Source organism: uncultured Cohaesibacter sp., assembly GCF_963556055.3.
Lineage (GTDB): Bacteria > Pseudomonadota > Alphaproteobacteria > Rhizobiales > Cohaesibacteraceae > Cohaesibacter.
Map to the genome: position 1 here is coordinate 321,131 of NZ_CAUVYE020000030.1, position 25,558 is coordinate 346,688.

Annotated in this window: 23 protein-coding genes and 1 pseudogene; 10 read left to right on the forward strand and 14 right to left on the reverse strand. The window is 52.2% G+C overall.

Features of this window, described 5'->3' with window-relative positions; translation table 11 throughout:
• Positions 1–23: 23 nt before the first annotated feature.
• Positions 24–608 (reverse strand): histidine phosphatase family protein, encoded by a 585-nt coding sequence (locus ACHZB8_RS19300; RefSeq protein WP_316862711.1) that lies wholly within the window; start codon positions 606–608, stop codon positions 24–26.
• Positions 609–1,253: 645 nt separating this feature from the next.
• Between ACHZB8_RS19300 and parE the strand changes: the two genes are divergently transcribed.
• The 7 genes from parE to ACHZB8_RS19335 all read left to right on the forward strand — a co-directional run bounded on the left by parE (position 1,254) and on the right by ACHZB8_RS19335 (position 8,912).
• Positions 1,254–3,314: a DNA topoisomerase IV subunit B gene (parE, locus tag ACHZB8_RS19305; RefSeq protein ID WP_316862712.1), complete on the forward strand. Its 2,061-nt coding sequence runs from the start codon at positions 1,254–1,256 to the stop codon at positions 3,312–3,314.
• The gene (locus tag ACHZB8_RS19310; RefSeq protein WP_316862714.1) at positions 3,304–3,699 is read left to right on the forward strand and encodes a TIGR02301 family protein; all 396 of its coding nucleotides are present in this window, start codon (positions 3,304–3,306) and stop codon (positions 3,697–3,699) included. Before parE ends, ACHZB8_RS19310 begins: the two co-directional genes overlap by 11 nt.
• Before the next feature lie 220 nt (positions 3,700–3,919).
• On the forward strand, positions 3,920–4,198 hold the full coding sequence (locus tag ACHZB8_RS19315; RefSeq protein ID WP_316862716.1) for a hypothetical protein: 279 nt from the start codon (positions 3,920–3,922) through the stop codon (positions 4,196–4,198).
• 175 nt (positions 4,199–4,373) lie between these two features.
• Complete coding sequence (locus tag ACHZB8_RS19320; RefSeq protein WP_316862718.1) at positions 4,374–5,090, forward strand: hypothetical protein; 717 nt, start codon at positions 4,374–4,376, stop codon at positions 5,088–5,090.
• A 153-nt stretch (positions 5,091–5,243) separates the two neighbouring features.
• Entirely contained in the window at positions 5,244–5,720 is a 477-nt protein-coding gene (locus tag ACHZB8_RS19325) for a hypothetical protein (RefSeq protein WP_316862720.1), read from the forward strand.
• A 241-nt stretch (positions 5,721–5,961) separates the two neighbouring features.
• Positions 5,962–7,440, forward strand: coding sequence for a DEAD/DEAH box helicase (locus ACHZB8_RS19330; protein ID WP_316862722.1), 1,479 nt, complete (start codon positions 5,962–5,964; stop codon positions 7,438–7,440).
• A gap of 368 nt (positions 7,441–7,808) precedes the next feature.
• Positions 7,809–8,912 (forward strand): GGDEF domain-containing protein, encoded by a 1,104-nt coding sequence (locus ACHZB8_RS19335; protein WP_316862724.1) that lies wholly within the window; start codon positions 7,809–7,811, stop codon positions 8,910–8,912.
• A 100-nt stretch (positions 8,913–9,012) separates the two neighbouring features.
• Here ACHZB8_RS19335 and ACHZB8_RS19340 read toward each other — a convergent pair whose 3' ends face one another.
• From ACHZB8_RS19340 to ACHZB8_RS19385, 10 genes and pseudogenes are all read right to left on the reverse strand, one after another.
• The gene (locus ACHZB8_RS19340) at positions 9,013–9,396 is read right to left on the reverse strand and encodes an iron-sulfur cluster assembly accessory protein (RefSeq protein WP_316862725.1); all 384 of its coding nucleotides are present in this window, start codon (positions 9,394–9,396) and stop codon (positions 9,013–9,015) included.
• A gap of 70 nt (positions 9,397–9,466) precedes the next feature.
• Positions 9,467–9,856, reverse strand: coding sequence for an SUF system Fe-S cluster assembly protein (locus ACHZB8_RS19345; protein WP_316862804.1), 390 nt, complete (start codon positions 9,854–9,856; stop codon positions 9,467–9,469).
• A gap of 65 nt (positions 9,857–9,921) precedes the next feature.
• Positions 9,922–11,169 (reverse strand): cysteine desulfurase, encoded by a 1,248-nt coding sequence (locus tag ACHZB8_RS19350; protein WP_316862726.1) that lies wholly within the window; start codon positions 11,167–11,169, stop codon positions 9,922–9,924.
• A 48-nt stretch (positions 11,170–11,217) separates the two neighbouring features.
• The gene (gene sufD, locus ACHZB8_RS19355; protein WP_316862728.1) at positions 11,218–12,057 is read right to left on the reverse strand and encodes a Fe-S cluster assembly protein SufD; all 840 of its coding nucleotides are present in this window, start codon (positions 12,055–12,057) and stop codon (positions 11,218–11,220) included.
• Between the two features lie 85 nt (positions 12,058–12,142).
• Positions 12,143–12,430, reverse strand: a complete 288-nt coding sequence (locus tag ACHZB8_RS19360) for a hypothetical protein (protein WP_316862730.1) — start codon at positions 12,428–12,430, stop codon at positions 12,143–12,145.
• Positions 12,396–12,533: a hypothetical protein gene (locus ACHZB8_RS19365; RefSeq protein WP_316862732.1), complete on the reverse strand. Its 138-nt coding sequence runs from the start codon at positions 12,531–12,533 to the stop codon at positions 12,396–12,398. Before ACHZB8_RS19365 ends, ACHZB8_RS19360 begins: the two co-directional genes overlap by 35 nt.
• A 14-nt stretch (positions 12,534–12,547) precedes the next feature.
• Positions 12,548–13,304 (reverse strand): annotated as a pseudogene (sufC, locus tag ACHZB8_RS19370) (Fe-S cluster assembly ATPase SufC).
• Positions 13,305–13,327: 23 nt separating this feature from the next.
• Positions 13,328–13,837 (reverse strand): cupin domain-containing protein, encoded by a 510-nt coding sequence (locus tag ACHZB8_RS19375; RefSeq protein WP_316862734.1) that lies wholly within the window; start codon positions 13,835–13,837, stop codon positions 13,328–13,330.
• A 9-nt stretch (positions 13,838–13,846) separates the two neighbouring features.
• Complete coding sequence (gene sufB, locus ACHZB8_RS19380) at positions 13,847–15,331, reverse strand: Fe-S cluster assembly protein SufB (protein ID WP_316862736.1); 1,485 nt, start codon at positions 15,329–15,331, stop codon at positions 13,847–13,849.
• Positions 15,332–15,586: 255 nt separating this feature from the next.
• Positions 15,587–16,774, reverse strand: coding sequence for a cysteine desulfurase family protein (locus ACHZB8_RS19385; RefSeq protein ID WP_316862738.1), 1,188 nt, complete (start codon positions 16,772–16,774; stop codon positions 15,587–15,589).
• A 329-nt stretch (positions 16,775–17,103) separates the two neighbouring features.
• Between ACHZB8_RS19385 and ACHZB8_RS19390 the strand changes: the two genes are divergently transcribed.
• A complete protein-coding gene (locus tag ACHZB8_RS19390) occupies positions 17,104–17,808 on the forward strand; it encodes an alpha/beta hydrolase (RefSeq protein ID WP_316862740.1) in 705 nt (234 codons plus the stop codon).
• Positions 17,809–17,873: 65 nt separating this feature from the next.
• On the opposite strand, the gene ACHZB8_RS19395 is transcribed toward ACHZB8_RS19390, so the two are convergent.
• Both ACHZB8_RS19395 and ACHZB8_RS19400 read right to left on the reverse strand, forming a co-directional pair.
• The gene (locus tag ACHZB8_RS19395) at positions 17,874–18,479 is read right to left on the reverse strand and encodes a class I SAM-dependent methyltransferase (protein ID WP_316862742.1); all 606 of its coding nucleotides are present in this window, start codon (positions 18,477–18,479) and stop codon (positions 17,874–17,876) included.
• Positions 18,480–18,498: 19 nt separating this feature from the next.
• Entirely contained in the window at positions 18,499–19,641 is a 1,143-nt protein-coding gene (locus ACHZB8_RS19400) for an anhydro-N-acetylmuramic acid kinase (RefSeq protein ID WP_316862743.1), read from the reverse strand.
• A 151-nt stretch (positions 19,642–19,792) separates the two neighbouring features.
• On the opposite strand from ACHZB8_RS19400, the gene tyrS reads away from it, so the two are divergent.
• Entirely contained in the window at positions 19,793–21,049 is a 1,257-nt protein-coding gene (gene tyrS / locus ACHZB8_RS19405) for a tyrosine--tRNA ligase (protein WP_316862744.1), read from the forward strand.
• A 106-nt stretch (positions 21,050–21,155) separates the two neighbouring features.
• Here tyrS and ACHZB8_RS19410 read toward each other — a convergent pair whose 3' ends face one another.
• Positions 21,156–24,491 carry an AsmA-like C-terminal region-containing protein gene (locus ACHZB8_RS19410; protein ID WP_316862746.1) on the reverse strand — a complete coding sequence of 1,112 codons (3,336 nt, stop codon included), beginning with the start codon at positions 24,489–24,491 and terminating at the stop codon, positions 21,156–21,158.
• Positions 24,492–24,922: 431 nt separating this feature from the next.
• Here ACHZB8_RS19410 and bcp point away from each other — a divergent pair, with 431 nt between their 5' ends.
• Complete coding sequence (gene bcp, locus ACHZB8_RS19415) at positions 24,923–25,408, forward strand: thioredoxin-dependent thiol peroxidase (protein WP_316862747.1); 486 nt, start codon at positions 24,923–24,925, stop codon at positions 25,406–25,408.
• Positions 25,409–25,558 lie beyond the last annotated feature (150 nt).

Sequence of the window (25,558 nt, forward strand, 5' to 3'; positions counted from 1 at the left end):
GCCCGGTACACAGCCGGGCCTGGTCACACCTCTTCCATGGCCTTCCAGCCATGCAGCATCGCCTTTGCGCCCCAATCATAGCTGAAATAGTGCCCCGGCGATGGCTGAGTAAACTCAACCCCGATGGCCTGCCCCGTAAGATAGCAGTAGAGCAGCGTGCCAACCCGACCATGGCCAGCCATCAACACATCACCACGCATTCCGGTACCAACCACCCGCTCCATTGCCTCATTGTAGGCAATGGCAATGCGGTCCTGAGCATCCATCGCCGTTTCCCAGCCATCGACGACCGGTTCCTTCGGCTTTGAAAAGAAGCGCTTGAAATAGTCTTTGAAAGTCTCCTGCGCAACAAAGCCGGAGACCATATTATCGCTCTCATTCATGTCTTCTGAAGCCTGCGGCATGATGGAAAGCGCCTCACCGACAATCCCCGCAGTCTCCCGGGCCTTTTTCTCTGCACTGCAAAAAATATAGCTCGTGCCCGCGAGCAAACCTGACGTGGAGAACGCCTCGACCCTGGCACGACCGACATCACTCAATTGCCATTCGTGACGGTCCGTATCTGCATCTTGAAGGACTTCGGGATGGGTCAAATATCGAACAATCATAGAGGAAAACCAATTGCATACGGGCATGCAAATGACAATTTGCCACCCCTAGATGAGAAGGAAAAACAGCGCCAGAAATCCGGTCGCCGCGAAATTCAGCCAAGGCGATATCCCAGCGACATGCTGAGAGTCGGAATGTGCCCTGTCAGCTCTGTAAAGGCTTGATTTCAACTCAAACACTGACGCGCGTAAATTGTCAATTTCGGCCTCAACCTGTTTCATGAATTCCCTATAATTTTGTCCCCGCAATACAGGTCAAGCTAGCACCAAAATCCTTAACAAAGATTAACCATATTTAAAAAACTTAAGAAAGATCTCGCATTTTGCATCAGGCAGGACGAAATATCGCAAGTTCGAACCCAATTTGCCCGTCCGGACCATTCTGTTGCAGGCAATTGTCAAACCATGACAGCCGTCGCATTCGTGCTGCAACGGACAGATCCTCAGGACCGAAACACAATCGAACATCCACATACTGTTTGCCGACAGTCTTGACCCAAAGGCCGCGGCAAAGGAGATTGGGTGAACATCAAAGAGCCCGATTCGCAAGGCTTGATGCGCAGCACGAACACTTGCGCATACCGAAAAAGCTGATATGACCGAACCTGAACGTTCAGTCCCCCGCACAACATATAAGAGCAGTCAATGTCCGCGTCCGATGATCTTTTTGCAGCCATGCCAACGCCCAAGGGAAGCAAGTCAGCCGCCCGTGCGCCTTCCCCTGCTCCCAAAAAGCAACCGGCGAATGAGAATCCACCCGTAATTCCATCCGTGAAATCGGATTATACTGCGGCGGATATCGAAGTTCTCGAGGGGCTTGAGCCCGTACGTCGCCGCCCCGGCATGTATATCGGCGGTACGGATGAAAAGGCTCTGCATCATCTTTTTGCAGAAATTATCGACAACTCCATGGATGAAGCCGTTGCCGGCCATGCCTCATGGATCGAGGTCGAACTTTTGCCCGACAACACGATTGTCGTGACGGACAATGGACGGGGTATCCCGGTTGATCCCCACCCCAAATTTCCGGACAAGTCTGCATTGGAAGTCATTCTGACCACACTGCATGCAGGGGGCAAATTCGATTCTGCGGTTTATGAAACATCCGGTGGTCTTCATGGCGTGGGAGCTTCGGTCGTCAACGCCCTGTCAGAAAGCCTTGTCGTTGAGGTCGCCGTCAACAAGAAGCTCTACAGGCAGAGCTTTTCACGCGGCATTCCGCAAGGGCCTCTCGAGTTTCTCGGAGATATCCGCAATCGGCGAGGCACCAAGGTCTCGTTCAAACCCGACCACGAGATATTCGGCAAGAAGATCCGCTTCAAGCCCGAACAACTGCTCAACATGGCCCGCTCGAAAGCCTATCTTTTTGGCGGCGTTGAAATACGCTGGTCCTGCGCACCCGAGCTTCTTGAACATAGCCCCGAAGTCCCTGCCAAGGAGACATTCCATTTTCCGAATGGCCTCAAGGATTATCTTGCTGCAACTCTGGGGAAACAGAATCTCGTTACAGCGGATATTTTCGCGGGCAAAACGGAAAAGTCGGCCGGTCACGGAGCTGTGGAATGGGCGGTTTGCTGGTTCGGTGGAGATGGCTTCTTCAACTCCTACTGTAACACAGTCCCGACACCGGAAGGTGGCACCCACGAAACAGGCCTGCGCACCGCACTTCTGCGTGGCCTGAAAAACTACGCGGAACTGACCAACAACAAGAAAGGCAGCCTGATCACGGCAGACGATGTCATGACCAGCGCAGGCGCCCTGCTCTCGGTTTTCATCCGCGAGCCGGAATTTGTCGGCCAGACCAAGGACCGCCTTGCAACGACCGCAGCAACACGCATCGTCGAGCAGGCTGTCCGCGATCAGTTCGACCATTGGTTGACCAATGCGCCACAGCAGGCAAACCGCCTGCTTGAATGGGTCATTGATCGGGCCGAAGAACGCCTGCGTCGCCGCAAGGAAAAGGATGTCAGCCGCAAGTCTGCGGTGCGCAAGTTGCGCCTCCCCGGCAAACTGGCCGACTGCTCACAGAATGCCAAGGGCGATACCGAACTCTTCATCGTGGAAGGTGACTCCGCTGGCGGGTCAGCCAAGCAGGCACGCAATCGAACCACACAGGCCGTGCTCCCCTTGCGCGGCAAGATTCTCAACGTCGCGAGCGCGAGCAGCGAAAAGCTGCATGCCAACCAGCTGCTGGCCGATCTGGTGCAGGCTCTGGGGTGCGGTACGCGCAAAAACTACATCGATGAGGATCTGCGCTATGACCGCATCATCATCATGACGGATGCCGACGTCGACGGCGCTCACATCGCATCATTGCTGCTGACCTATTTCCAGCGCGAGATGCCACAGCTCATCCATAACGGCCATCTGTTCCTTGCCGTCCCTCCGCTCTATCGCATCAGCCAGGGCGGCAAGACTCTCTATGCCCGCGATGACAACCACAAGGATGCCCTGCTCGCAACCGAATTCAAGGGCAAGGGCAAGATCGACATTGGACGGTTCAAAGGCCTTGGTGAAATGCTGCCTGCACAGCTGAAAGAAACCACCATGGACCCCAGAAACCGGACATTGCTGAAAGTCCAGATCGTTGATATGGTTCCCGGCGAAACCAAGGAAGTTGTCACCCGACTGATGGGCAACAAACCAGAAGCCCGTTTCGAGTTCATTCAGGAAAATGCCGTATTTGCGACCGATCTTGACATTTGACCGCAGGTCAATCGCCCTCATCTTTCTGACCATATTCTGCCTGTGCTTGCAGTCAGCGGGAACCTGTGCGGCAGATAACAACCTGCCCCCCTATGAACAGGGTTTGAGGCGCATCAGCGCCATCGTTGGAGCCCTTATGTATCTTGATCCGCTCTGCAATAACACCAGCGCGAAAGTCTGGCACGACCAGATGGCCGCACTGTTGGAAGCAGAAAATGCCGATGACGCGCGTTCCCGGCAATTGAAAGAACGCTTCAACAGAAGCTATCTCGTTTATTCAAGAACCTATAAGAGCTGCAACAGTCAGGCGCGCAAGATAACCGATCTTTATCATGCGGAAGGTCAATCCCTGCTCTCGACACTGCGCCTCAAGCACGCGCGTTAACCAAAAATCTCAATTCCTTCGGAAAATCTTAACATTTCGGAAACAATGCCCTCAAGAAGGGTATATATCTGAAAGCAGAGCTACAGGCGACAGGGCGCGATTCCCTCTCTCTTTTAGCCAAACAGAACAAGCACGATCATCTTAATCAAAGATCTGCCAAAGGCAGGAGCTGACCGTCATGAACTGGCGAAAAAGTTAAAGCTTCCGAGGAACCGATTGCATGGACGACCAGACAAGCCCAGATATTTTTGCGACCCCGGAACCCGAGCAACTTGACATTGACCGCCAGAAACAGCGTGCACTGAACATTCTGAACGATCTTTGGGATCAGGCATCCGATGATGGCCTGAATATTGACTGTCTCTCCCATGCTGCCATTTTCCAGGCTGTCAGCAGCCTTGTGCTGGCTTATGGCGAGGAAGCGGTTGCCGAATTCTTCTCCGATTTGCCCGATCGCATTCTTTGCGGCGACTACACTCTGGATCGCAGGCTGCAATAGCGCTTTGCGGATTGGTCGTCGCTGAAACCGCGACAAAGCGAATCCAGCCGAATGACGGGTCAATCCGCCCATTGAGAGTTCTCCACTTTCAAGGCTTGACAAGCGATACCCGACAACGCGAAATCTCTTTACCGGCTTTCCTCCATGATCGTTCGCGCAAGGATGGGCAATTCCAATGGTGATCAGTTCAAATGACCTCATCAAATCGCTGTTCTTCGTTCTGGGCCTGCTTCTTCCAATCACGGCTGCCCACTGTCAGGTGACAATCGACAAGGTCATTCCCTTCCCGGAATATTCCGCATCAAGTCAGCAAGCACCCGCAACGCTCAGATCCAATGGCACCCATTCGGCCCGCTCGCAAGCAACTGTCAATGGTGAACGACCAGGGGACTATTCCAGCCATGACAACACAACCGAACCGGTGACCCTGTCTGACCTGCCCGAAATCTTGCGAAATATCGACCTGTTGCCAATCGCCGCAAGGGAAATGGTCCTGATCCTTCAAAAAGCCGCAGACAATCAGGATTGGAGCCTTTTGCAAATCGCGTTCGAAATGAACGAAATGCCGCCCGCCCTTTCTCAAGAGTTCGAAAAGCTCTTCGAAAGCCTTGAGAAAACAGACGAACAAAGCCGTATCTTTTTCTCTCCATTGGCCAAATTGCTGCAAGCTGGCTTTGTCCTTGCCGACGAAAACACAACGCAGGAAATATATGTCTGGCCTTATTTTGCCCATTATCCGCTTGAGAGCCTGAACGAGGAAGAAGTCTCAGAGCTGCTCGAGCTTGTGCCTGAAGATGAATTGAGAAGAATATCCAGTCTCAGGAGATACACTTATTATCAAATCGGCATTACTCCCGATGGGGTTTGGCACTATTTTGTAAGAGAAGAGTGATTTGTAAAAACTTCAAGCTTTTCATGTGGATTTGGCTTGAAATGCCATTAAAATGTCGCCATATCGCAAGAAAACAAATCGGTAAAACAGTCAAGCCAGCATGCATGGCCTACAAACCGAAACCGATCAGCAAGCAGGGGCATTGGGGCGAAAATGGCACGCAATAAACGCAAGAAATCAAGCAAGCTTCTGGCCCCGTTGCACGAAGACAGGCATGACAGCTACTTTCACAAGAAGCGGACCCTGAAAATCAGCAACAGACAGACATATGGTCATCTGGTCCGCCGTACGATTTTGTTCCAGTTCCGTCTTGCGGCAGACAATATCAGAGATCTGCTTCTTAGCCCGATTGCCGTTGTTGCTGCTTTGCTGGGTCTTCTGCGTCCGGACAATCCATCATGGGCTCTTGATCGTCTGATGATGTTTGGCCGCGCTACAGATCGCTGGATCAATCTGTTTGAAGACGACACCCACACCCTTCCGCAACAATCTTCAGAGACACTGGATGATTTCCTGGGAAAGGTCGAAACCAGAATCAAGACCAAGCTGGATCCTGAAACACCAGCTGATGAAGCCACTTGGGCCAAAAGCTTTTCCGCCTATTATGCGACACGGCAATCCCAGCGATAACCGAGTGTGTTTGCAAGGTTTGCCTTGCAGGATTTTTGAGTCTCCAGAAAAGGATTTTGGGGAAAATTGATCAAAATGGCCATTTCATGGCGCAAATAAACCCTATTTGCTGCATTGCATTGACAAATCCGCTCAAACTCGTATGGTTCCGCCAAATTTCTTTTACAAGCTCACGCCAATCTCGATCCTGAAAATGGGATCTTGTTCAAGGGCGTAGCTAAATGAGTGGTTCCATCATCTGATGACATTTTCGGATCTAGGTCTGAGTGAAAAGGTTCTTGCTGCTGTCGTCGCGGCCGGATATGAAAAGCCGACGCCTATTCAGGCGCAGGCAATCCCCCATGTTCTGGCACGCAAGGACGTCCTTGGCGTGGCGCAGACGGGAACGGGAAAGACCGCATCCTTTACCCTTCCCATGCTGTCTCTGCTGGAAAGTGGCCGCGCCAGGGCTCGCATGCCCCGCACATTGATACTTGAACCGACAAGAGAACTTGCCGCTCAGGTAGAGCAGAGCTTTTCTGTCTACGGCCAAAATCATCGTTTGACGGTGGCCCTTCTCATTGGGGGGGTCTCCTTCGCCGATCAGTTGAAAAAGCTGGACCGCGGAGCCGATGTCCTCATTGCGACACCGGGGCGACTGCTCGACCATTTTGATCGTGGAAAACTTCTTTTGACCGGCGTGGAAACCTTCGTCGTGGACGAAGCGGACAGAATGCTGGATATGGGCTTCATTCCCGATATCGAGCGCATTTGCAAATTGCTGCCCTTCACTCGTCAGACGGTTTTCTTCTCGGCCACCATGCCGAAGGAAATCCAGTCGCTGGCCGATCAGTTTCTTCATAATCCGGTAAAGGTCGAAGTGGCGCCCCCCTCTTCAACCGCCAAGACCATCACTCAGAAGCTGGTCGCCTCCGGTCCGAAACCATGGGACAAGCGCGCAGTTCTGCGCACCATGATCGAACAGGCACAAGAGCTGAAAAATGCCATCATCTTCTGCAACCGCAAACGTGATGTCGCAACGGTCAGCCGTTCCTTGAGCAAACATGGCTTCAATGCCGGTGCCTTGCATGGCGACATGGACCAGACCTCGCGCATGGCAACCCTTGACTCCTTCAAGAACAGCAAGCTCAACCTGCTCGTAGCCAGTGATGTTGCCGCGCGTGGCCTTGATATTCCCTCAGTGAGCCATGTTTTCAACTTTGATCTGCCAACCCATGCGGAAGACTATGTGCACCGCATTGGCCGAACAGGGCGCGCCGGACGAGAAGGTGTTGCAATCTCGATTGCCACCAAGGCGGATAGGAAATATATCGACGCCATTGAAAAACTGACCGGTGATACCATCGCCTGGATTGGCGAGATGGATTTTTCATCCACATCTCAGGAAGACGATGAGAATCCGGCTGCCAACAAACGCTCACGCAGAGCCAGAGGCGGAAGAGCCAAGACAGACACCGCAAAAAGTGAAGATCGTCAAAGCAATTCCAAAAAGAAAAATGAAAGTTCTGCGTCTGGCCAAACAGATACTCAAGAAGTCAATCGCAAACCTGAACCACCGGCCCCGGCCCCACGCCAGGAACGTTCAAAATCGAGCTCACGGCGCTCTCGCCAACGCGATGATCGCCAGGTAATTGGCATGGGAGACCATGTTCCGGCCTTCTTGCTTCAGCCAATCCGGCCACAAAAACCGAAGCCCAGCAAGAGTAAATCCGCTGACTGAGCCGAAAGCTGATGATTTCAAGAAAATGTTTTAAAAATTAAAAACAACACGTTGTCTGGAAGTTTTAAAGCGCTTTATTAAGTAGATACACGACCAAAAGGCCTGATGCTTCAAACAAGCATCAGGCCTTTTGCGTTTCTCCGTCAGCCTTGCAAGAACCGACTGAAGTGCAAAAAGACTGAGCATAAGCCTCCAGCAGGGTAATCCTTGCAAATATTTACCTGGAGTTGAGCAAGTAAATATCATGAAAAGCAGTCGTTTTATGATTTTTGCACGCAACAGCCCGAAATATTGATACATTTAACGTCACCTTAAGTGTTCGCAGACTAATATTCAGGCAAATTTTGGGGTGATTTCGAGGGGATTGCGTGGCTAATCACGTTTCGGAAAACATGGAAAACAGCGATTTCAAACGCACATATATTTACGGCGAGTCGGCACTAGGCAATCTTAAGAAGAATCAGATGCCTGCCTATCCGCGTAACTACGAGATCTGGTATACCTACGCCGCCGGGTTCAATCGTGGCCTGAACAAAGCGATTAATGATATTCTGCGTTCAACTGGCATGATCACTCTGGCACAGCTGGATACTATCTATAACGAACATCTGGCTCCCAGTCGTCTGGGAGATCGCGTCGATGAAGTCGGCGGTAAAATTTCCACCGAGTTGAGCTCCATCGTCCGCGAAGTCGAGGGCTACATTTCAGCAACCAGCCACTATGGGGAATCGCTGGTTGGTGCATCTCAAAATCTGTCCAAGACCGAAGACCGCAATGTCATTCGCGAAATCGTCACCCAACTGATTTCCGAAACCAAGGAAGTCGAAGAGCAGAACCGCACACTGAGTGAACAGCTCGCGGCTTCTCAGGCACAGGTCCAACAGCTAAGAGAATCGCTTGATACCATTCGTTATGAATCCCTGACCGATGACCTGACGACACTTGCAAACCGCAAGCATTTTGATCGCTCACTCGAACAGGCAATGGAAGAGGCTGAAGAAAACGAAGAACCGCTTTCCCTGCTCATGACCGATATCGATCATTTCAAGAAATTCAACGACACCTTTGGCCACCAGACTGGCGACCAGGTGCTGCGACTTGTGGCTGTGGCCGTGAAGCAGAATGTCAAGGGCCGCGATATTCCTTGCCGTTATGGTGGCGAAGAATTTGCAGTTGTCTTGCCAAGTACGAATCTGCGTCAGGCCGTCGCCGTTGCTGAGAGCATCCGCAAGGCCGTCATGGCCAAGGAACTGATCAAACGCTCCACCGGTGAAAATCTCGGACGGATCACGATTTCAATCGGCTGCTCAACCTTCTCCAAGGGCGACACGGTTCAGGACCTCATCGAAAGAGCGGACCAGAGCCTTTATGCTGCCAAGCGTGGGGGGCGTAACCTCGTGAAATGCGAGACGGATCCTGACGTTGCGCTGCTTGCTGACAAACCGGAGAAGAGTGCATCAGGCGCAGCCTGAAAAGCACCGCTCAACCACGACCGACAATAGACAAATATGAAAAAAAGCGGCATCAGGCCGCTTTTTTTATTTCCTGTCTGGACCCTTGGCCCATGCTGTATCACTTCGCGCGAAGGGCATCGAGCGCTGAAGGATCTACCGGCCTCAGGGAAACAGATTCTCCGCACCCGCAAGCCGATGTCTGATTGGGATTGTTGAAGGTCAGTCCCGAACGAAACTTGGTCTGTTCAAAGCCCAGTTCCGTTCCAAGCAGAAAAAGAACAGCTTTCGGGTCGATATAGACCGAAACGCCTTTGTCCTCGACGAGATCGTCTTGCGGATTCACATCAACAACCTTGTTCAGGACATATTCCATGCCAGCACAGCCGCCATTCTTGACCCCGATCCGAATGCCCTTCACCGCGTCGTCCGACGCCTCTACAAGCGAGCGGATAAAGTCAGCGGCTTCGTCCGTGATCGTCAGAACCTGAAATTTTCCTGCCATAGTCTCACACTTTCCCGATTGGCTCTGCCAGCAATGCCCCTAAGGCCAATCACTTGCAAGGGACACTCGGTCAATACCAGTTGATTGCAATCTTTGCTTCTTCACTCATGCGTTCCGGCGTCCAGGGCGGATCAAATACCATATTGACCTTGACCATGCCAACGCCAGCCACAGAACTCACCGCATTCTCGACCCAGGATGGCATTTCCGCCGCGACAGGGCATCCCGGTGCCGTGAGGGTCATGTCGACCTCCACATTGCGATCATCATCTATGTCGACCCGATAAATCAGCCCGATCTCATAAATGTCCGCGGGGATCTCGGGGTCGTAAACAGACTTCAGGGCTGCAACGATGTCTGATGTCAAGCGGTCCAGCTCGGCAGCCGGAATGGCTGAAGCTGGTCCCATGCTCGGCATGTTTGGTTCAGCGGCGTCACCGCTTGTCTGGCTGTCACTCATCATCTTTCTATCACTTCTCTTTCCAACCAAATTCCAAGGCATTCATTTCTTGCACCAAGAACAACTTAGGCAAAGAATAACTTGGCCTTTCTTAATGCCTCCGCCAGAGCATCAACATCCTCCTTGCTATTATACAAGCCGAAGGAAGCCCGACATGTTGATGTCACGCCAAAACGGGTCAGCAAGGGTTGCGCACAATGTGTCCCGGCCCGAACCGCAACACCGGATCGATCAATGACCATCGAGACATCGTGCGCGTGCACGCCTTCCATTTCAAAGGAAACAATAGCACCCTTTTCCCTGGCCTTGCCAATGATCCGAATCGAATTGATGCCCGATAGCCGCTCATGAGCATAGGCCCGCAGCATTTCTTCATGCGCAGCGATCCTGTCCCGCCCGATATCATCCATATAGTCAAGCGCAACTCCCAGACCAATAGCCTGAACGATAGGAGGCGTTCCGGCCTCGAACTTGTGCGGAGCCACACCATAGGTTACGCCATCCATGGTGACATCCTTGATCATTTCTCCTCCACCCATGAAGGGCGGCATCGCATCAAGCAGCTCAGCTTTTGCATAAAGCGCCCCAATGCCGGAGGGACCATAAAGCTTATGCCCGGTAATGACATAGAAATCGGCGTCAAGGTCCTGCACGTCGACCGGCAGGTGAACGGCTCCCTGGCTACCATCTACCAAGACCTTCGCTCCGGCTGCATGCGCCTTTGCAATCACGTCCTTGACCGGAACGATAGTGCCGATCGCATTGGACATCTGCGTAATGGCAACGATCTTGGTTTTTTCCGAAAGGAGCTTTTCAAACTCCTCCATCAGGAAATTGCCATCATCATCAACCGGTGCCCACTTGATCACAACACCCAGACGCTCACGGAAATAGTTCCATGGCACGATATTGGAGTGATGCTCAAGGATGGAAAGGATGATCTCGTCTCCTTCCTTCAGCACCATGCCACCATAGGAACTGGCGACCAGATTGATTGCTTCCGTTGAAGAACGGGTAAACACGATCGTGTCGACAGAGGGTGCATTGAGGAACCGGCGCACGGTCTCGCGCGCCGCTTCAAATTTGTCCGTTGCCAGGTTCGAAAGAAAATGTAATCCGCGATGAACATTCGCATATTCTCGACTATAAGCCTGCGCAACCGCATCGATAACAACCTGTGGCTTCTGTGCAGAGGCACCATTGTCCAGATAGACCAGAGGTTTGCCATAGACTTCCCGTTTCAGAATTGGAAAGTCGGCACGAATGGTTTCAATATCATATGCAGCCTTGGAGGCCATATCAGGGGATTGCATTCTCTTATTTCCCAACTTTTTGACGCCCTGTTACAGGCCACTCATACTCTATGCTGCTATACCAAGACGTTCCAGAATATAGGTCTCCAGAGCCTCCACAAACTGCTCGTTGGACACATTTTCAACCGCCTCGGCCAGGAAAGCCATGACCAGCATCTTCTTGGCCTGCTCCATCGGAATGCCGCGAGCCCGCAGATAGAAAAGCAGGTCTTCGTCCAGCTCACCACAGGTTGCTCCATGGCCACAGACGACATCGTCCGCATAGATTTCCAGCTCGGGCTTGTTGAAGAAACCGGCGTCCTCGGACAGGAGAAGCGCCTGGCTCATCATTTTGGCATCCGTTTTCTGAGCATATTGGCGCACGATGATCTGCCCCTGGAACACGCCCTCGGCCTTGTCATCAAGCACAGTACGATATTGTTCCTTGGAATTGCAGTTCGGCACCGCATGGTCCATTTTCAGGGTAATGTCGCTATGGCGATTTCCCTCAACGATGGAAGCACCGAAAAGATCCGCATCGCTATTCTCACCTTCCATGCTCACAAAAGACTGGCTGCGAATGAACTTGCCACCCGCCGACATGGTGAAATGCTCAAAGCGAGCATCGGCGCCAACCTTGACCGTCGTCGACCCCAGATGGAGCGCTTCGGCCCCTTCGTTGATGACACGCATGACATGGATTTCAGAGCTATCGGCAACCCGATAATCGATGGCGGTATTGAGCTGATAGGCGGCATCGTCACCACTGAAGACCTCAAGGATATCGGCTTTTACACCCTTGCCAGCAACAACACGGTTGCGACAGGTCGCAAGACCGCCACCCAGCATGACATGACGAATCTCGAGTGGCTTTGACAGCTCCGCCCCTTCGGCAATCTCGATAATCACGCCATCTTGCAACAGAGGCCGTATTGAGTGACAGGGCGACGTCATCACTCGGCAATCGCCGGATCATCGATGACAAAAGCTGCCTTCACCAAGTGCCTCGGAAACTGAGCGCACAGCTGACAGCGCCATCTAGCCCGTCCAGATCAGACAAGTCGGCATGATAGCTACCATTAATCAGCACCAGACGAACCGTCTCGACATCCTTCAAGATATCCGTTTCAACCAGAGCCTTGTCTGCAATATCGGCAGAAACAGGAGCTGCAAGCACCAGATCGGATGGCATCACACGTTTGAGATCGGAATATTTCCAGTCCTCGACACGACGATTGGGAAGACCCTTAGCCTCGAATTGCTCGATTGCAGCAGACCGCAAGGCAGCAAAGCTGAAGCATCACCGGACAGCCTGTTCCCTGCGCCCCTTTCAGGAGCGCCCCCAACGCTTCATCGGCTGCGGTTTTGATTACAGGAGTTGTCATTCAATTTCCTCCCATCAAGCCGCAGCTTCGCCGGTAAATTCGGCATAGCCTTTTTCTTCCAGCTCGAGCGCCAGCGACTTGTCACCGGTTTTCACGATCCTGGCCCTTGATACATCACATGCACGACGTCCGGCACGATGTAATTCAGCAGGCGCTGATAGTGCGTGATGACCAGCAAGGAGCGCTCAGGCGACTTGAGGGCATTCACGCCTTCCGAGACGATGCGCAAGGCATCAATATCAAGGCCCGAATCCGTTTCATCAAGAATGCAGAGCTTTGGCTCCAGCAAGAGCCATTTGCAAGTATCTCGTTGCGCTTCTTTTCACCGCCGGAGAAGCCGACATTGAGCGGACGGCGCAACATTTCCTGCGTCACATTGAGCTTGGCGGACAACTCTTTCACTTTTCTCATGAAGTCGGGCGTTTTCATTTCCCCTTCGCCACGCGCAACACGCTGGGCATTAAGAGCGGTCTTGAGGAACGTCATGTTGGACACGCCGGGAATTTCGATCGGATATTGCATGGCGAGGAAAAGGCCAACCGTGGCGCGTTCTTCCGGCTCCATCTCAAGCACATTCTCACCGTTGAAAAGAATTTCACCTTCGGTGATTTCATAATCTTCCTTGCCTGCCAACACATAGGACAGCGTGGATTTGCCAGAGCCGTTCGGGCCCATGATGGCATGGATTTCACCGGGATTGATGGTCAGATTGATGCCGCGAAGGATTTTGTTGCCTTCGACTTCTGCATGGAGATTTTTGATTTCAAGCATAGCTATATTCCTTTGGGGCGTCCCTATTCGGTCTCGCCATCCCAATAATCACATTTGTCAGATAACCGGCCAACATGAAGAAACTCGGCGGAAAGGAAGGAGTCTCCTCTCACTCTTGCGACCGCGGCGAATTTACCGGAATCGGGATATTCCACGATTTCAGGCTCCGCTTTGGTCGAGATGCCAAGATATTTCAATGTCTCGCTACCAGTATTGATAATCTGGTGGGCAACCTCGGCTCCGCCCGCAGGCGCTGCCAATATATCGCCCTGTTTCACAGGATAAGTCTTGTCTCCGAAACGATAGGTTCCCGCCCCTTCAAGAATGACGAAGGCTTCATCATTGGCTGAATGAGCATGGAAGGGATAAGCCTTCCCACCCGGTTCAACCACCGTCAGCATCATGCCAAGTTTTTTCAAACCGATGAGGGAGCCGATCCGCCCCAGCTTCGACTGAAAATTCTTGCCATTGCCACCGGTCACGAGGTCCAGATCAGATAAACTGATCACGGGAGTTGTCGTTTCATTGGACATGGATTTACCCTAACCCACAGATCCTTCTAGAGAGATATTGATCAGTTTCTGAGCTTCGACGGCAAACTCCATCGGCAGCATCTGAATCACATCCTTCACAAATCCGTTGACAATCAGCGCCACGGCCTCTTCTTCCCCGATCCCTCGTGCGCGGCAATAGAACATCTGATCATCGGAAATCTTGGATGTGGTCGCCTCATGCTCAAAGATCGCCGATGCATTTTTGCTCTCCACATAAGGCACCGTATGGGCCCCACATTGATCGCCAATCAGCAAACTGTCGCACTGCGTGAAGTTTCGGGCATTGGATGCCTTCTTGTGAGCTGAAACCAGACCACGATAGGTATTGTTGGAGCGGCCAGCGGAAATGCCCTTGGAGATGATCCGGGAAGACGTATTCTTGCCCAGATGAATCATCTTTGTGCCACTGTCGATCTGCTGATAGCCGTTGGAAATGGCAATCGAGTAGAACTCGCCGGTGGAATTCTCCCCACGCAGAATACAGCTTGGGTATTTCCAGGTGATGGCAGAGCCGGTTTCAACCTGGGTCCAGGAAATTTTTGAATTCTTCTCGCGACAATCGCCACGCTTGGTAACGAAATTATAGATCCCGCCCTTGCCTTCGCTGTCGCCCGGATACCAGTTCTGGACCGTCGAATATTTGATCTCGGCATCTTCCAGAGCGATCAATTCCACCACGGCGGCATGCAGCTGGTTTTCATCGCGCTGAGGTGCCGTGCAGCCTTCCAGATAGGAAACATAGGAACCCTTGTCAGCAATGATCAGCGTGCGTTCAAACTGCCCCGTATTCTGCTCGTTGATGCGGAAATAGGTGCTGAGCTCCATTGGACAGCGCACCCCTTCAGGCACATAGACAAAAGAGCCGTCGGTAAAGACCGCAGAGTTAAGCGTTGCATAGAAGTTGTCGGAGACGGGAACAACCGAAGCAAGATACTTCTTCACCAGCTCGGGATGCTCGCGAATGGCTTCAGAAATCGAACAGAAGATGACACCCGCTTTCTTCAGCTCTTCCTTGAAGGTTGTTGCCACTGAAACAGAGTCAAAGACCGCGTCTACGGCGACTTTCGAATACTGCCGGTTCTCTTCGGAAACGCCTGCAAGAATTTCCTGTTCCTGCAAGGGGATACCAAGCTTTTCATAGGTCAGCAGCAGTTCAGGATCGACCTCGTCAAGGCTCTTGGGCCCTTCGGCGACCTTTGGGGCTGCGTAATAATAGATGTCATTGAACTTCGGCTTGGGATAATCGAGCTTGGCCCAGGTTGGCTCTTCCATGGTCAGCCAACGTTGATAGGCTTCCAGACGCCATTCCAGCATCCATTCCGGCTCTTCCTTTTTGGCTGAAATGAAACGGATAATATCTTCGCTGAGCCCCAAAGGCGCTTTTTCGGTTTCGATATCCGTAACAAAGCCGTATTTATATTGGTCAACGTCGATCTTTTTGACCTGATCGACAGTCTCCTTAACAGCAGCCATCAGCTACTCCATTCCTAAGCGGTTTCAAAGACCGCCAGTCATAGGGGCGCTTGCCCAGTTTCTGCTTCATCGTGGATCCAACACTGGTCTGTTGGCGTGGCGAATAACACCAGAGATGCCCGATTGCAGTTTTTAGCTCATCTCTATTCACCACTAGGTCAAAGGCCTTCCAACCCTTGTCCCACCCGCTTCTTCACCCTGCTTGCCCTTTGAAGCGTTTACAGAGCTTGGTCTGTGAGACTTATATAAGCGCGCTCACTGCGCCATAACAATGCCCTTTTGTTTATTTTTTGAGTTTTTGACGCATATTTGTTCAAGAGCCTCAAGAAGTGCATATATTTCAGTCTCTTTGCTGTTCCAGCCAAGGCTCATCCTAATTGCCCCTCCGGCAATTGAAGCATCATAGCCCATCGCCAGAAGCACATGGGAGGCGGAAACCTTCCCCGATGAACAGGCGGATCCCGAGGATACGGCAATCCCTTTGAGATCAAGCTGAATGAGAACCGTTTCGCCCTTGAGACCTGGAATGGAAAACTGACAGCAATTCCCCACCCGAGGCGCATCAGCACCAAAGATTTCGACATCTGGAGCAAATTCCAACAAACGTTGCTCGAACAGATCTCGCATAATCGCCAGATGTGAAATTCCGTCTGATGAGGAAAGCGACGCCTTTGCCAAATCGCACGCGACACCAAACCCGACGATACCGGCAACATTTTCTGTACCGGCACGCAAGCGATTCTCCTGCGCCCCCCCTGTAATCAGCGGCTCGGGCTCTGTTCCTTCTTCGGTCATCACGAGAGCGCCAACACCCTTGGGGCCACCCAGCTTGTGCGCAGATAGCGCAAGGCTGGAACAGCCGAGTTCGTTGATAGCGAGAGGAATACGCCCGGCAGCCTGTACGGCATCGAGATGGAAAAAGGCTCCATATTTCTTTGCCAACGCTCCAATTTCGGAGATAGGCTGAATGACGCCGGTTTCGCTATTGACCGCCATCACAGCGATCATCGGTCGTCCTGCACCATGATCATGTGCCTCAAGCACAGAAGCCAAGGCGTCCAGATCAACCGTCCCCTGCCGCGTCACCGCTATCTCGGTGCGCACTCCGGCCGGAAAACGGCCACCAGAAAGCACGGACGGATGCTCTATCGCGCTCGGATAGAGATGTGAACAGACAACGGGCTCATATGCGATCTTCATCGAGGGCGTCAGCGCCAGCATATTGGCTTCGCTCGCCCCGGAGGTGAAGATAACGCGACGAGCATCCCCGCCCACAAAAGCCGCGACAGACTCGCGGGCTTTCTCAATCAAGGCTCGAGCTTGCCGACCTTCTTTATGCACGGATGACGGATTGCCTGATTCATCCCATGCGGCAACGACCGCTTCACGCACGTCCGGGCGCATTGGCGAGGTTGCATTATGGTCAAGATAAGCGCGAAGCATGAGGCAATTCCTGAATGTGGTTCATTTGCCCTTGAGGCATTTCATCGAATCAATGGTTGCTACAATTTATTTCTATATTGGCCTTCAAAAAACTTGAAATCGTACCATTTATTTGTGCTATGAAAGCCTAATGAGTAGATCGCAGCTTCAGTTTTGAATCATTCTAAAGAAGATTATAAAACATGTACTCCGAAGTCAAGTTTTATAATCCTGTTCCTTAGTTGGTCTTTGGAGAGTTCAGGCCAATCCACCCATCATTGAGTGTGCAGCCCTTTCTGATGCCAGGCGATCAATGGAATTGAACCCTATGAATAAGGACCGGGCAACCTATGCCAGAGGTGATCTTTAACGGCCCTGTCGGACGTTTGGAGGGGCGCTTGCACCCTTCAAAAAACCGCAAGGCCCCAATTGCACTTGTACTTCACCCTCACCCACGCTTCGGCGGCACGATGAACAACGAGATCGTCTATCATCTCTATTACATGTTCGCACGCCGTGGGTTTACGGTCCTGCGTTTCAATTTCCGTGGTGTGGGGCGCTCTCAGGGCACCTTTGATCATGGTGTTGGCGAATTGTCAGATGCAGCGGCTGCACTTGACTGGGTCCAGACCTTCCATTCCGAGGCTCCGGGCGTCTGGATCGCAGGCTTTTCCTTTGGAGCATGGATCGGCATGCAGCTATTGATGCGCAGGCCAGAGGTGGAAGGTTTCATATCGATTGCCCCACCGGCCAATCTCTATGACTTCTCCTTCCTGGCCCCCTGCCCGTCTTCAGGCCTCATCACCCATGGTGGCATGGACAAGGTCGTTCCACACAAGGATGTTCAGGCGCTCGTCGACAAGCTGAAAACACAGAAGGGCATCGTCATCGATCAGGAAATCATCCCCGGTGCAAACCACTTCTTCAAAGAAGAGACCGACCAGCTCATCAATGTCTGCGCCAACTATCTGGACAAGCGCATCGGCTTTGATCCAAGCCAGCTCGAAGAAATCACCGAAGTTGACGACCAGTCGGGCTCAGCCATGCAGCGCTAAGCTTCACTGCAAACGAGCGAAGCTTTACGCAAATCACAGACAAAGCCACCCACGGGTGGCTTTTTTTATTCCTTTTCAAACAGCAACCGGCTCCATTTGACACCGCGTGCGCGATTGACGTCCTGATGGGAGTCCACGACGGCCTGATAGACACATTTAAGGCCAGAGGCTGTTGCGGCATCTATAACCTCTTCATCGGAAATCTCATACATGCAACGCCCCTCTGGCGTCTTGCCGTGACGAACGGTCATCGCCAGATGTGCTCCCTTGTTCATCAGCGACGCCACACGCAGCATGACAAGCTTGCGTTCCAACTCGTCAAAATGCATATAGACCGCGATCATGGTGACCACATCAAAGACGTCCTCGTCCAACTGCTCCAGCGCAGGAAGGGCATCCTCGATCCAGAGGACTTTTTCGGCACCCTCCTTGGCCTTCGCAATCTTGAGAAAGGCATCTGTCGGCTCCACTGCGGTCACATCATAGCCAAGCGACGAGAAATAGAGCGCATCACGCCCCGAACCGGCACCGATGTCGAGCATCTTTGCGGGCGGCTTGCGTAGAGACTCGGTGAACCACTGATAGATGGTTGCGACATCATAGGTGTCATAGCGGAGCGTCAAATTCTCCGCCTCTTCCTCATATCCCTTGTTGCTTTCAAGTTTGACCATTATTGCTCTTCCTCAAGTCTCATGGTTTCGGACGGACCAGTAACCCGCCACTCATGTCTTTGCCAACCCCGGTCGTATTCGGAAATGTGATTGGCAAGTCTTTTTGCGCACGCACCGCAAGATAGGCGAAGGCCTCCGCCTCCAGCGCGTCGCTATTCCATCCCAGCATGCTTGACATCATGACCGGCATCTCAAGGGCGTCTTGTAGTTGCGCCATCATGAAGGGGTTGTTACAGCCGCCACCGCAAACAACGACCATTTGAGCAGCAGCGCCAGAGGCATTTTCCATATGCTCCAACCCCAGACAGATGGTCTCCACCGTGAAGGCGGTCAGCGTCGCCGCCCCATCTTCAAGCGAAAGCTGCTGAACAGGAGCCAGATCAAAGGCATTGCGATCAAGCGACTTGGGCGCAGCTTGGCGAAAATAGCCATTGCCCATCAAGCCCAGAAGTGCCAGAAAATCCACCTGTCCGCTGGCAGCAAAAACGCCATCCTTGTCCATTGCCTCGCCAGTCTTCTGGTGTATCCAGTCGTTCACAAGAGCATTGCCCGGTCCGCTGTCAAAGGCCGTCAAGCCCCCATCCGCATCGATCCATGTGATGTTGGCAACCCCGCCGATATTGACCACGGCAAGGGGATAGTTCAGCGGGATGGCGCTCGAAGCGGTCAGGGCCTTGTGATAGATTGGCACGAGCGGAGCCCCCTGCCCGCCAGCTGCAACATCGGCAGCGCGAAAATCATAAACGACCGGGCAACCGCAGGCATTGGCAAGCGCTTGACCATCTCCGATCTGCACCGTGACACCCTTGCCCGGGTCGTGCCACACGGTTTGCCCATGAAAACCGATCAGATCCGGCTTGCGTCCGCCCACTTCCTCCAAAGCCAAAAGCGCATTCACTGCCTCGATATGAGCACCGGTTATCATTGCTTCGGCTTGGGCCAGAGAACCCGGACGCGCATTTCGATCCGTCATGCTGCGGCCATCCTCAAAACCCCTCTTGATGAGTGCTTGCTCCTCGGCGCCATAGGGTCTGAAGACAAACGCCAGCGGCCTAACGAAGCCCTTGCCGTCTGTCTCGATCAGCGCGGCATCGACGCCATCACAGGAGGTTCCGCTCATCAACCCCACCGCAAGCACGGTTTCTTGCTCATTTTTTGCCATTTTTGTCCCCGTCTGCTCAATCTAGTTAGTGATCTTTGAGAAGATCTTTGATAGACCAACTCTCCGTGAGGTCTCATAGTCTGTGCGCCCTGCATCAGCGACATTCGACCAAACTAGCAGTAACAACCGTAATTTTAAGGAGAAAAGCGGCATGACCGCCTTCAAATCCGAATTTCTTCACACCTTGAGTGAGCGTGGCTTCATTCATCAGTGCTCGGACCCGGAAGGGCTGGACAAACTCTTTCAAACGGAAACTGTGACTGCTTATGTAGGCTATGATTGCACAGCCCCTTCGGTTCATGTGGGCAACCTGGTTTCCATGATGATTCTGCACTGGATGCAGAAAACCGGTCATCGCCCCATTCCCCTGATGGGTGGTGGCACGACCATGGTCGGCGACCCGTCAGGCCGCGATGAAACGCGCCAGTTGCTGACGCCAGAAACCATCGAAGCCAACAAGAAAAGCATTTTTGAAATCTTCTCTAAATTGCTCACCTTTGGCGATGGTCCCACCGACGCCATCCAGGAAGACAACGCCAATTGGCTGCTCGGCCTCAACTATGTCGATTTCCTGCGCGAGGTCGGCTCGCGCGTCTCGGTCAACCAGATGTTGGCACGCGACTCGGTACGCCTGCGTCTGGAACGCGAACAGGCCCTTTCTTTCCTCGAATTCAACTACATGCTTCTGCAAGCCTATGATTACACCCAGCTCAACAAGCGCTATGGCTGCAAGCTGCAAATGGGTGGCTCGGATCAATGGGGCAACATCGTTTCCGGGATTGACCTTTGCCGCCGCATGAACAACGCTGAATGCTTTGCCTTGACGGTGCCACTGATCACCAAGTCCGACGGGTCCAAAATGGGTAAATCTGTTTCCGGCGCCATCTGGTTGCGCGGTGACATGTACAGCCCTTATGACTACTGGCAATTCTGGCGCAATGTCGGCGATGCTGATGTTGGTCGCTTCCTCAAGCTCTACACCACGCTGCCAATGGATGAAATCCGCCGGCTGGAAGCTCTGGAAGGCAATGAGCTTAATGAAGCCAAGAAGATTCTGGCAACTGAAGCAACTGCCCTCATCCATAGCCGCATGGACGCAGACAATGCAGCTGAGACCGCTCGCAAGACCTTTGAAGCAGGTCAGGCAGCAGCAGCCGATCTTCCCACCATTGAGCTTGGAGATAGCGAGCTGGAAGCAGGACTTGGCGTTCTCAACGCCTTTGTCACGGCAGGACTGGCCAAATCCAACGGTGAGGCACGTCGCTCGATCAAGGGGGGCGCGCTCAAGGTCAATGACGAAACCGTGACCGACGACAACCTTACGCTTTCGAAATCGGACCTCAATGAAGACGGCGTCATCAAGCTGTCGATGGGCAAGAAAAAGCATGTTTTGCTGAAGCTCTCCTGATCGGTGAGCAAAAGCAACCATCATTGCCAGCCCGCAGGGGTGAAACAAGACGAAAGGCTCCCTCAGGGAGCCTTTTTCATTGCAGAGACAACAGCGGTACAGCCAATCAATATTCAAATATCTTCCTGAACACGCCCGGCGCAAGCAAAGACGCAGGATTGACGATCAGGGTTGGATTGGCCAGATTGCCCTTGATGGAATAGGTAATCCCCAAGAGCCCCTCATTCTTGCGGTTGCCAAGGGCCAGACCGATCACCGGCAAGCGGCTGAAAATATTATTCAGCTTATAGGCCGGGATATAGGTGCCGGTAAGAGCAAGCATCTTGCTGCGCATATTGACGACCCCGTCAACAGTAGCCCCGAGAACAGGCCCCTTGAGGGCCCCTTTTGAAAGGGTGAAGACTCCACTCTTGCCTTCGAAATCCATGGAGAACTTGTCAAAACTGCTATCGACAGTCTGGGTTGAGCTTTTCGCGGACTGCTGCTTTTCAACCTGACCGCTCAGCTTGAAATCCTTGAGGAAGAAAACACCCTTAATGTTCTCCCACCCCTTGAGCAGCGTAACGGACAAGGCCAGACGCCCCCCGACAATCCGGTCGGTCACGCCGATGAATCGGAAGATTCCACCCGCATCCTGAAAATCCATATTCAGAACTGGCTGGGCAACATTTCGCGCCGACTTGTTGCCATCACCGGCGAGTGAAGTGATCTTGACAAGACTATTCCCGTCGAGCTTGCCATCAACGTCAATCCAGCGACTGACACCATCCACGACTTCCACCTTTGCAACGAGATTATTGATCGTGTGGTTCGACAACCCGATCACTTTCTCGATCCTCGCATTGACGGAAATATTCTCTCCCGAACCGGAGTCAGCACTATTCTCGACCAGAAAATTGCCTTTCAGTTTGCCTCGCAGATCCAGCACTTCGCCAACGGCATCGAGACGGAGAAGGCCGCTCTTCTCCCGTATCAGCTCAAATCGCAGACGATCACCACGACTGAGATTGAGCTTGGATACGAGCAAGTTCTGCAACTCGCCCTTTTTGCCTATGAGAGCCGACCCTTCCGCGTCAAATCCGTCTCCCGTCATCTGGATCGATTGGAGTTCATAGCCATCGCCATGCTCAATGACACGCAAGTTTGCCTTGCCCCTCACATTGGGCTTCTTGCTCCATCCGATTTCGCTGAGCTTCACTTCGGCCTTTGTCAGATCGATTTCAACCTCGGTTTGGCCCTTTTTGCTTTCATCCTGCACAGCTTTCACCGTAACAGGTCCACGCAACCAGTCCGAAACATCAAATCCCAGATTTTTCCGATCCGCCCCCGTCAAGATCAATTGAAAATTGGCCTTTTCCGCTATTGATCCATCGAAAGACGTGTCGATGGCCAATGCAATGGTCAAATCGTCAACCTTGGCCTTGCCCTTGATATCGACACGCTTGCCATCGGTGTTGACGACCAGATTTGCGTTGGACAACATCCGGCCCTGCAAGGGAGATTTGCTTGAGAAGTCAGTCAAGGTGATATGAGCGCTATAGTCCACCTCTTCCTTTTTCAAATCCTTGAGGAGAGGCAACTCGATTTGCACCTTTGCATTGGCCTTGCCGCTGAGATCACTGGCCTTCACCTTCTGTTTCTGAAGCATGTTGAGCGGATCGCTATCTACGATTTCGCCAAAGATCGAAGCCTCACCCTCCCCATCAAGAGACAGGATGCCAACAGACGGCCTCAAGGAGTGATCGGGAATTTCAAACCGGCCCATTTTCAACGGAAAGCTCTTGCCGCTCTTTGTGACGAACTGCCCCTTGTTGATGAAAGCCAGGAACTTCCTCCCATCAACCGTTCCTTCACCCGAAATCAGATTGCTGGCGGGCAGATCCCCGAAACCATTCACGCTGAGATCCTTGAAACCGAAGGAAATATCGACAGAATTCTCTGGCAGGACCATCAGCCCCTGATCATTGCGCTCAAGCATGCTGGCCATCAGATTAACGCCGATTTTTCCTCCAGTCACAGAACCACCGGTGAGATTTTCGATCAACCACTTGCGGGCACCATTGGCGATATTGACAGGCCACATCTGAACCAACAATTCATAGGGCATGGCTGAAACGTCAAAGGACATTTTCGTGCCAAGATCACCGTCTGACATGAAAACCTGTCCACCGCCCTGAAGACTGCCTTCATCCGCGGTCATGGCAAAGCGATCAATGACCGCCATATTGCTTGCCAGATTGATCCGAGCGTTCAAGGCGACTTCATTGAGCGTCTTTTCGGCCATCTCGTAATCGCGGGAAGCCAGCTTGATATTCCGCCCTTCCACGCTCAACAGCACATCGCCATTTGGATTGTCCGGCCACTGCAAATTGCCAGCGAACTCTCCTCCTGTCTCACCAAAGAAGACATGGCCTCGCCTCAGCTTGAGAAAACGCGTACGAGGATCCCATTGGAACAGGAAACGAGCCTCATCAAGATAGGCGATGTCGCCGTGGTCGAAATCCATGAGGCTGGCACCGAAACGGATATCGGAGACCACATTGACCAGGTTGCCATCCTGATCGAAGTCGAGCTGCGCCGCACCACTCAAAGGCGAATAGAATTTAAACTCATCCGCAGTCTTTGCAAAACCGATAAAGAGATCTTCAAGCGTCAGATCCTCAAGTTTCAGCTGAACAGAATGCATTTTGGTCATCTGTTCGTCGATTTCTGCTTTCTGGTCTTCGCCTTGCTGTTCCGTTTCATCAAACGGAATCTCGCCCATGGCGAACCGCACACGTCCGTGGCGACCATTAAAGGCAAAATCAATGCGCCAGAGATTGTCTTCTTTGCCAACCGGACTATAGAGAAACTTGACGCTGTGATAGGTCTTGGTCAGATCAGCCAACTCGTCGGTATAGTAAACCGTTGTATTTTGGATGAAAATTTTTGGCGGCCGCTTGTCCAGATTCTCATCGGCCAGCCATTGTGTTGCATGACGCAGCGAATAGATGAGCGAAGTCAGCTCCGGTTCATCCGGATCATATCGAACCGTCTGCACCTGTTCGGAAGCGGCAACGGCAGCCCCCAGCGAACTGGGGTCCTGTCCCGCGACAAGAATTCGACCGCTCGTATCTCTGCGCGCCTTCACTTCCATTCCGTCGATATTGATACTTTTGGGAACGACTTCACGCTGTAGCAGCTTGACCAGACTCAATTCCAGATCCACGACCGGTGCATTAAGGACCTCTTCATCACCCTGTTCCAGTTTGACGGCAAAAAGCGAAAGCGCCAACTTGCCTGTCTCGGTTAGCTTGATCTTGATATCATCAAGCTCGAATGTCTGCCCTTCTGGCAAATAGCTCGAGACATAGGCCTGAACATCCCGCGAATAGCTGCCGATGGACATGGGTGAGTAATAGAGACGTATACCGATCAAGACGATCAGAAGAACAAAGGCCAAAACCAACGCGCCGAATACAACGCCAATACGTCTGACTGTAGGGCCATCACCAAAAAACTTTGTAATCAGCCCTCGTATTGTCAAATCGCTTTCGTTCGACATGTGGCTGGATGGCTTTTCTTCTCGATTTGGCAAACTGCTCTTTCTCCAAACTCACATAGTGACAGACTGGATGCCACCGGCGAACACCTCTTCCCTTTGATCTGTTATGACAGATTCGCTCACCTCTCAAGCGCTTTATAGGTTAGGTTTGTCGTGGACCGATCATGACGACAATAAAACACTTTTCGCCCCCTGGCGCAGCCTGTCCATTTCTGCAAATGAAGCAAATTTAGTCTAAACCTTAAGAGCACTCCGGGCGTATGATAAAAAGAGTCACAGTTTTTTCTGTGGTTTGGTTTTGGGTTCCAAAAAAGTCGAAAGGATGACTGATGTCTGACAATTCCGAAAAACTGTGCAGTGGCACGTCTGCTCCGGATTTTACGCTCCAGACCAACGATGGCGGAAACATCACCCTGAGCGAGCTCAACGGAAAATGGGTCATTGTCTATTTCTATCCCAAAGACAGCACTCCGGGCTGCACCACCGAAGCGCTCGATTTCACCCAGCTCAAGCAAGACTTTGACGCAATTGGAGCAACAATCATCGGCATTTCCCCCGACAGTGTAAAAAAGCACGACAATTTCATCACCAAGAATGACCTCAAGATCACCCTTGCATCGGATCCGGAAACAAAGACCTGCGAGGATTACGGCGTGTGGGTCGAGAAAAAAATGTATGGAAAGACCTATATGGGGGTCGAACGCAGCAGTTTCCTGATCGATCCCAAAGGACAAATTGTCGAGATCTGGCGCAAGGTCAAAGTCAAGGGACATGCGGCGGAGGTCCTTGAAAAAACAAGGAACCATATAGGTTAAATCTATACATTTCCGCACTCTAACCAACTTACAAATAGTGAAAGGTCAGGCACCGCGAAGTATTAACCATTCGCAAACAAACCTAAGCGTCAGATTTTTCTCATAGATTACCTACAGCAAATATTTGCCGGCGGTTATACAGTAAACGAT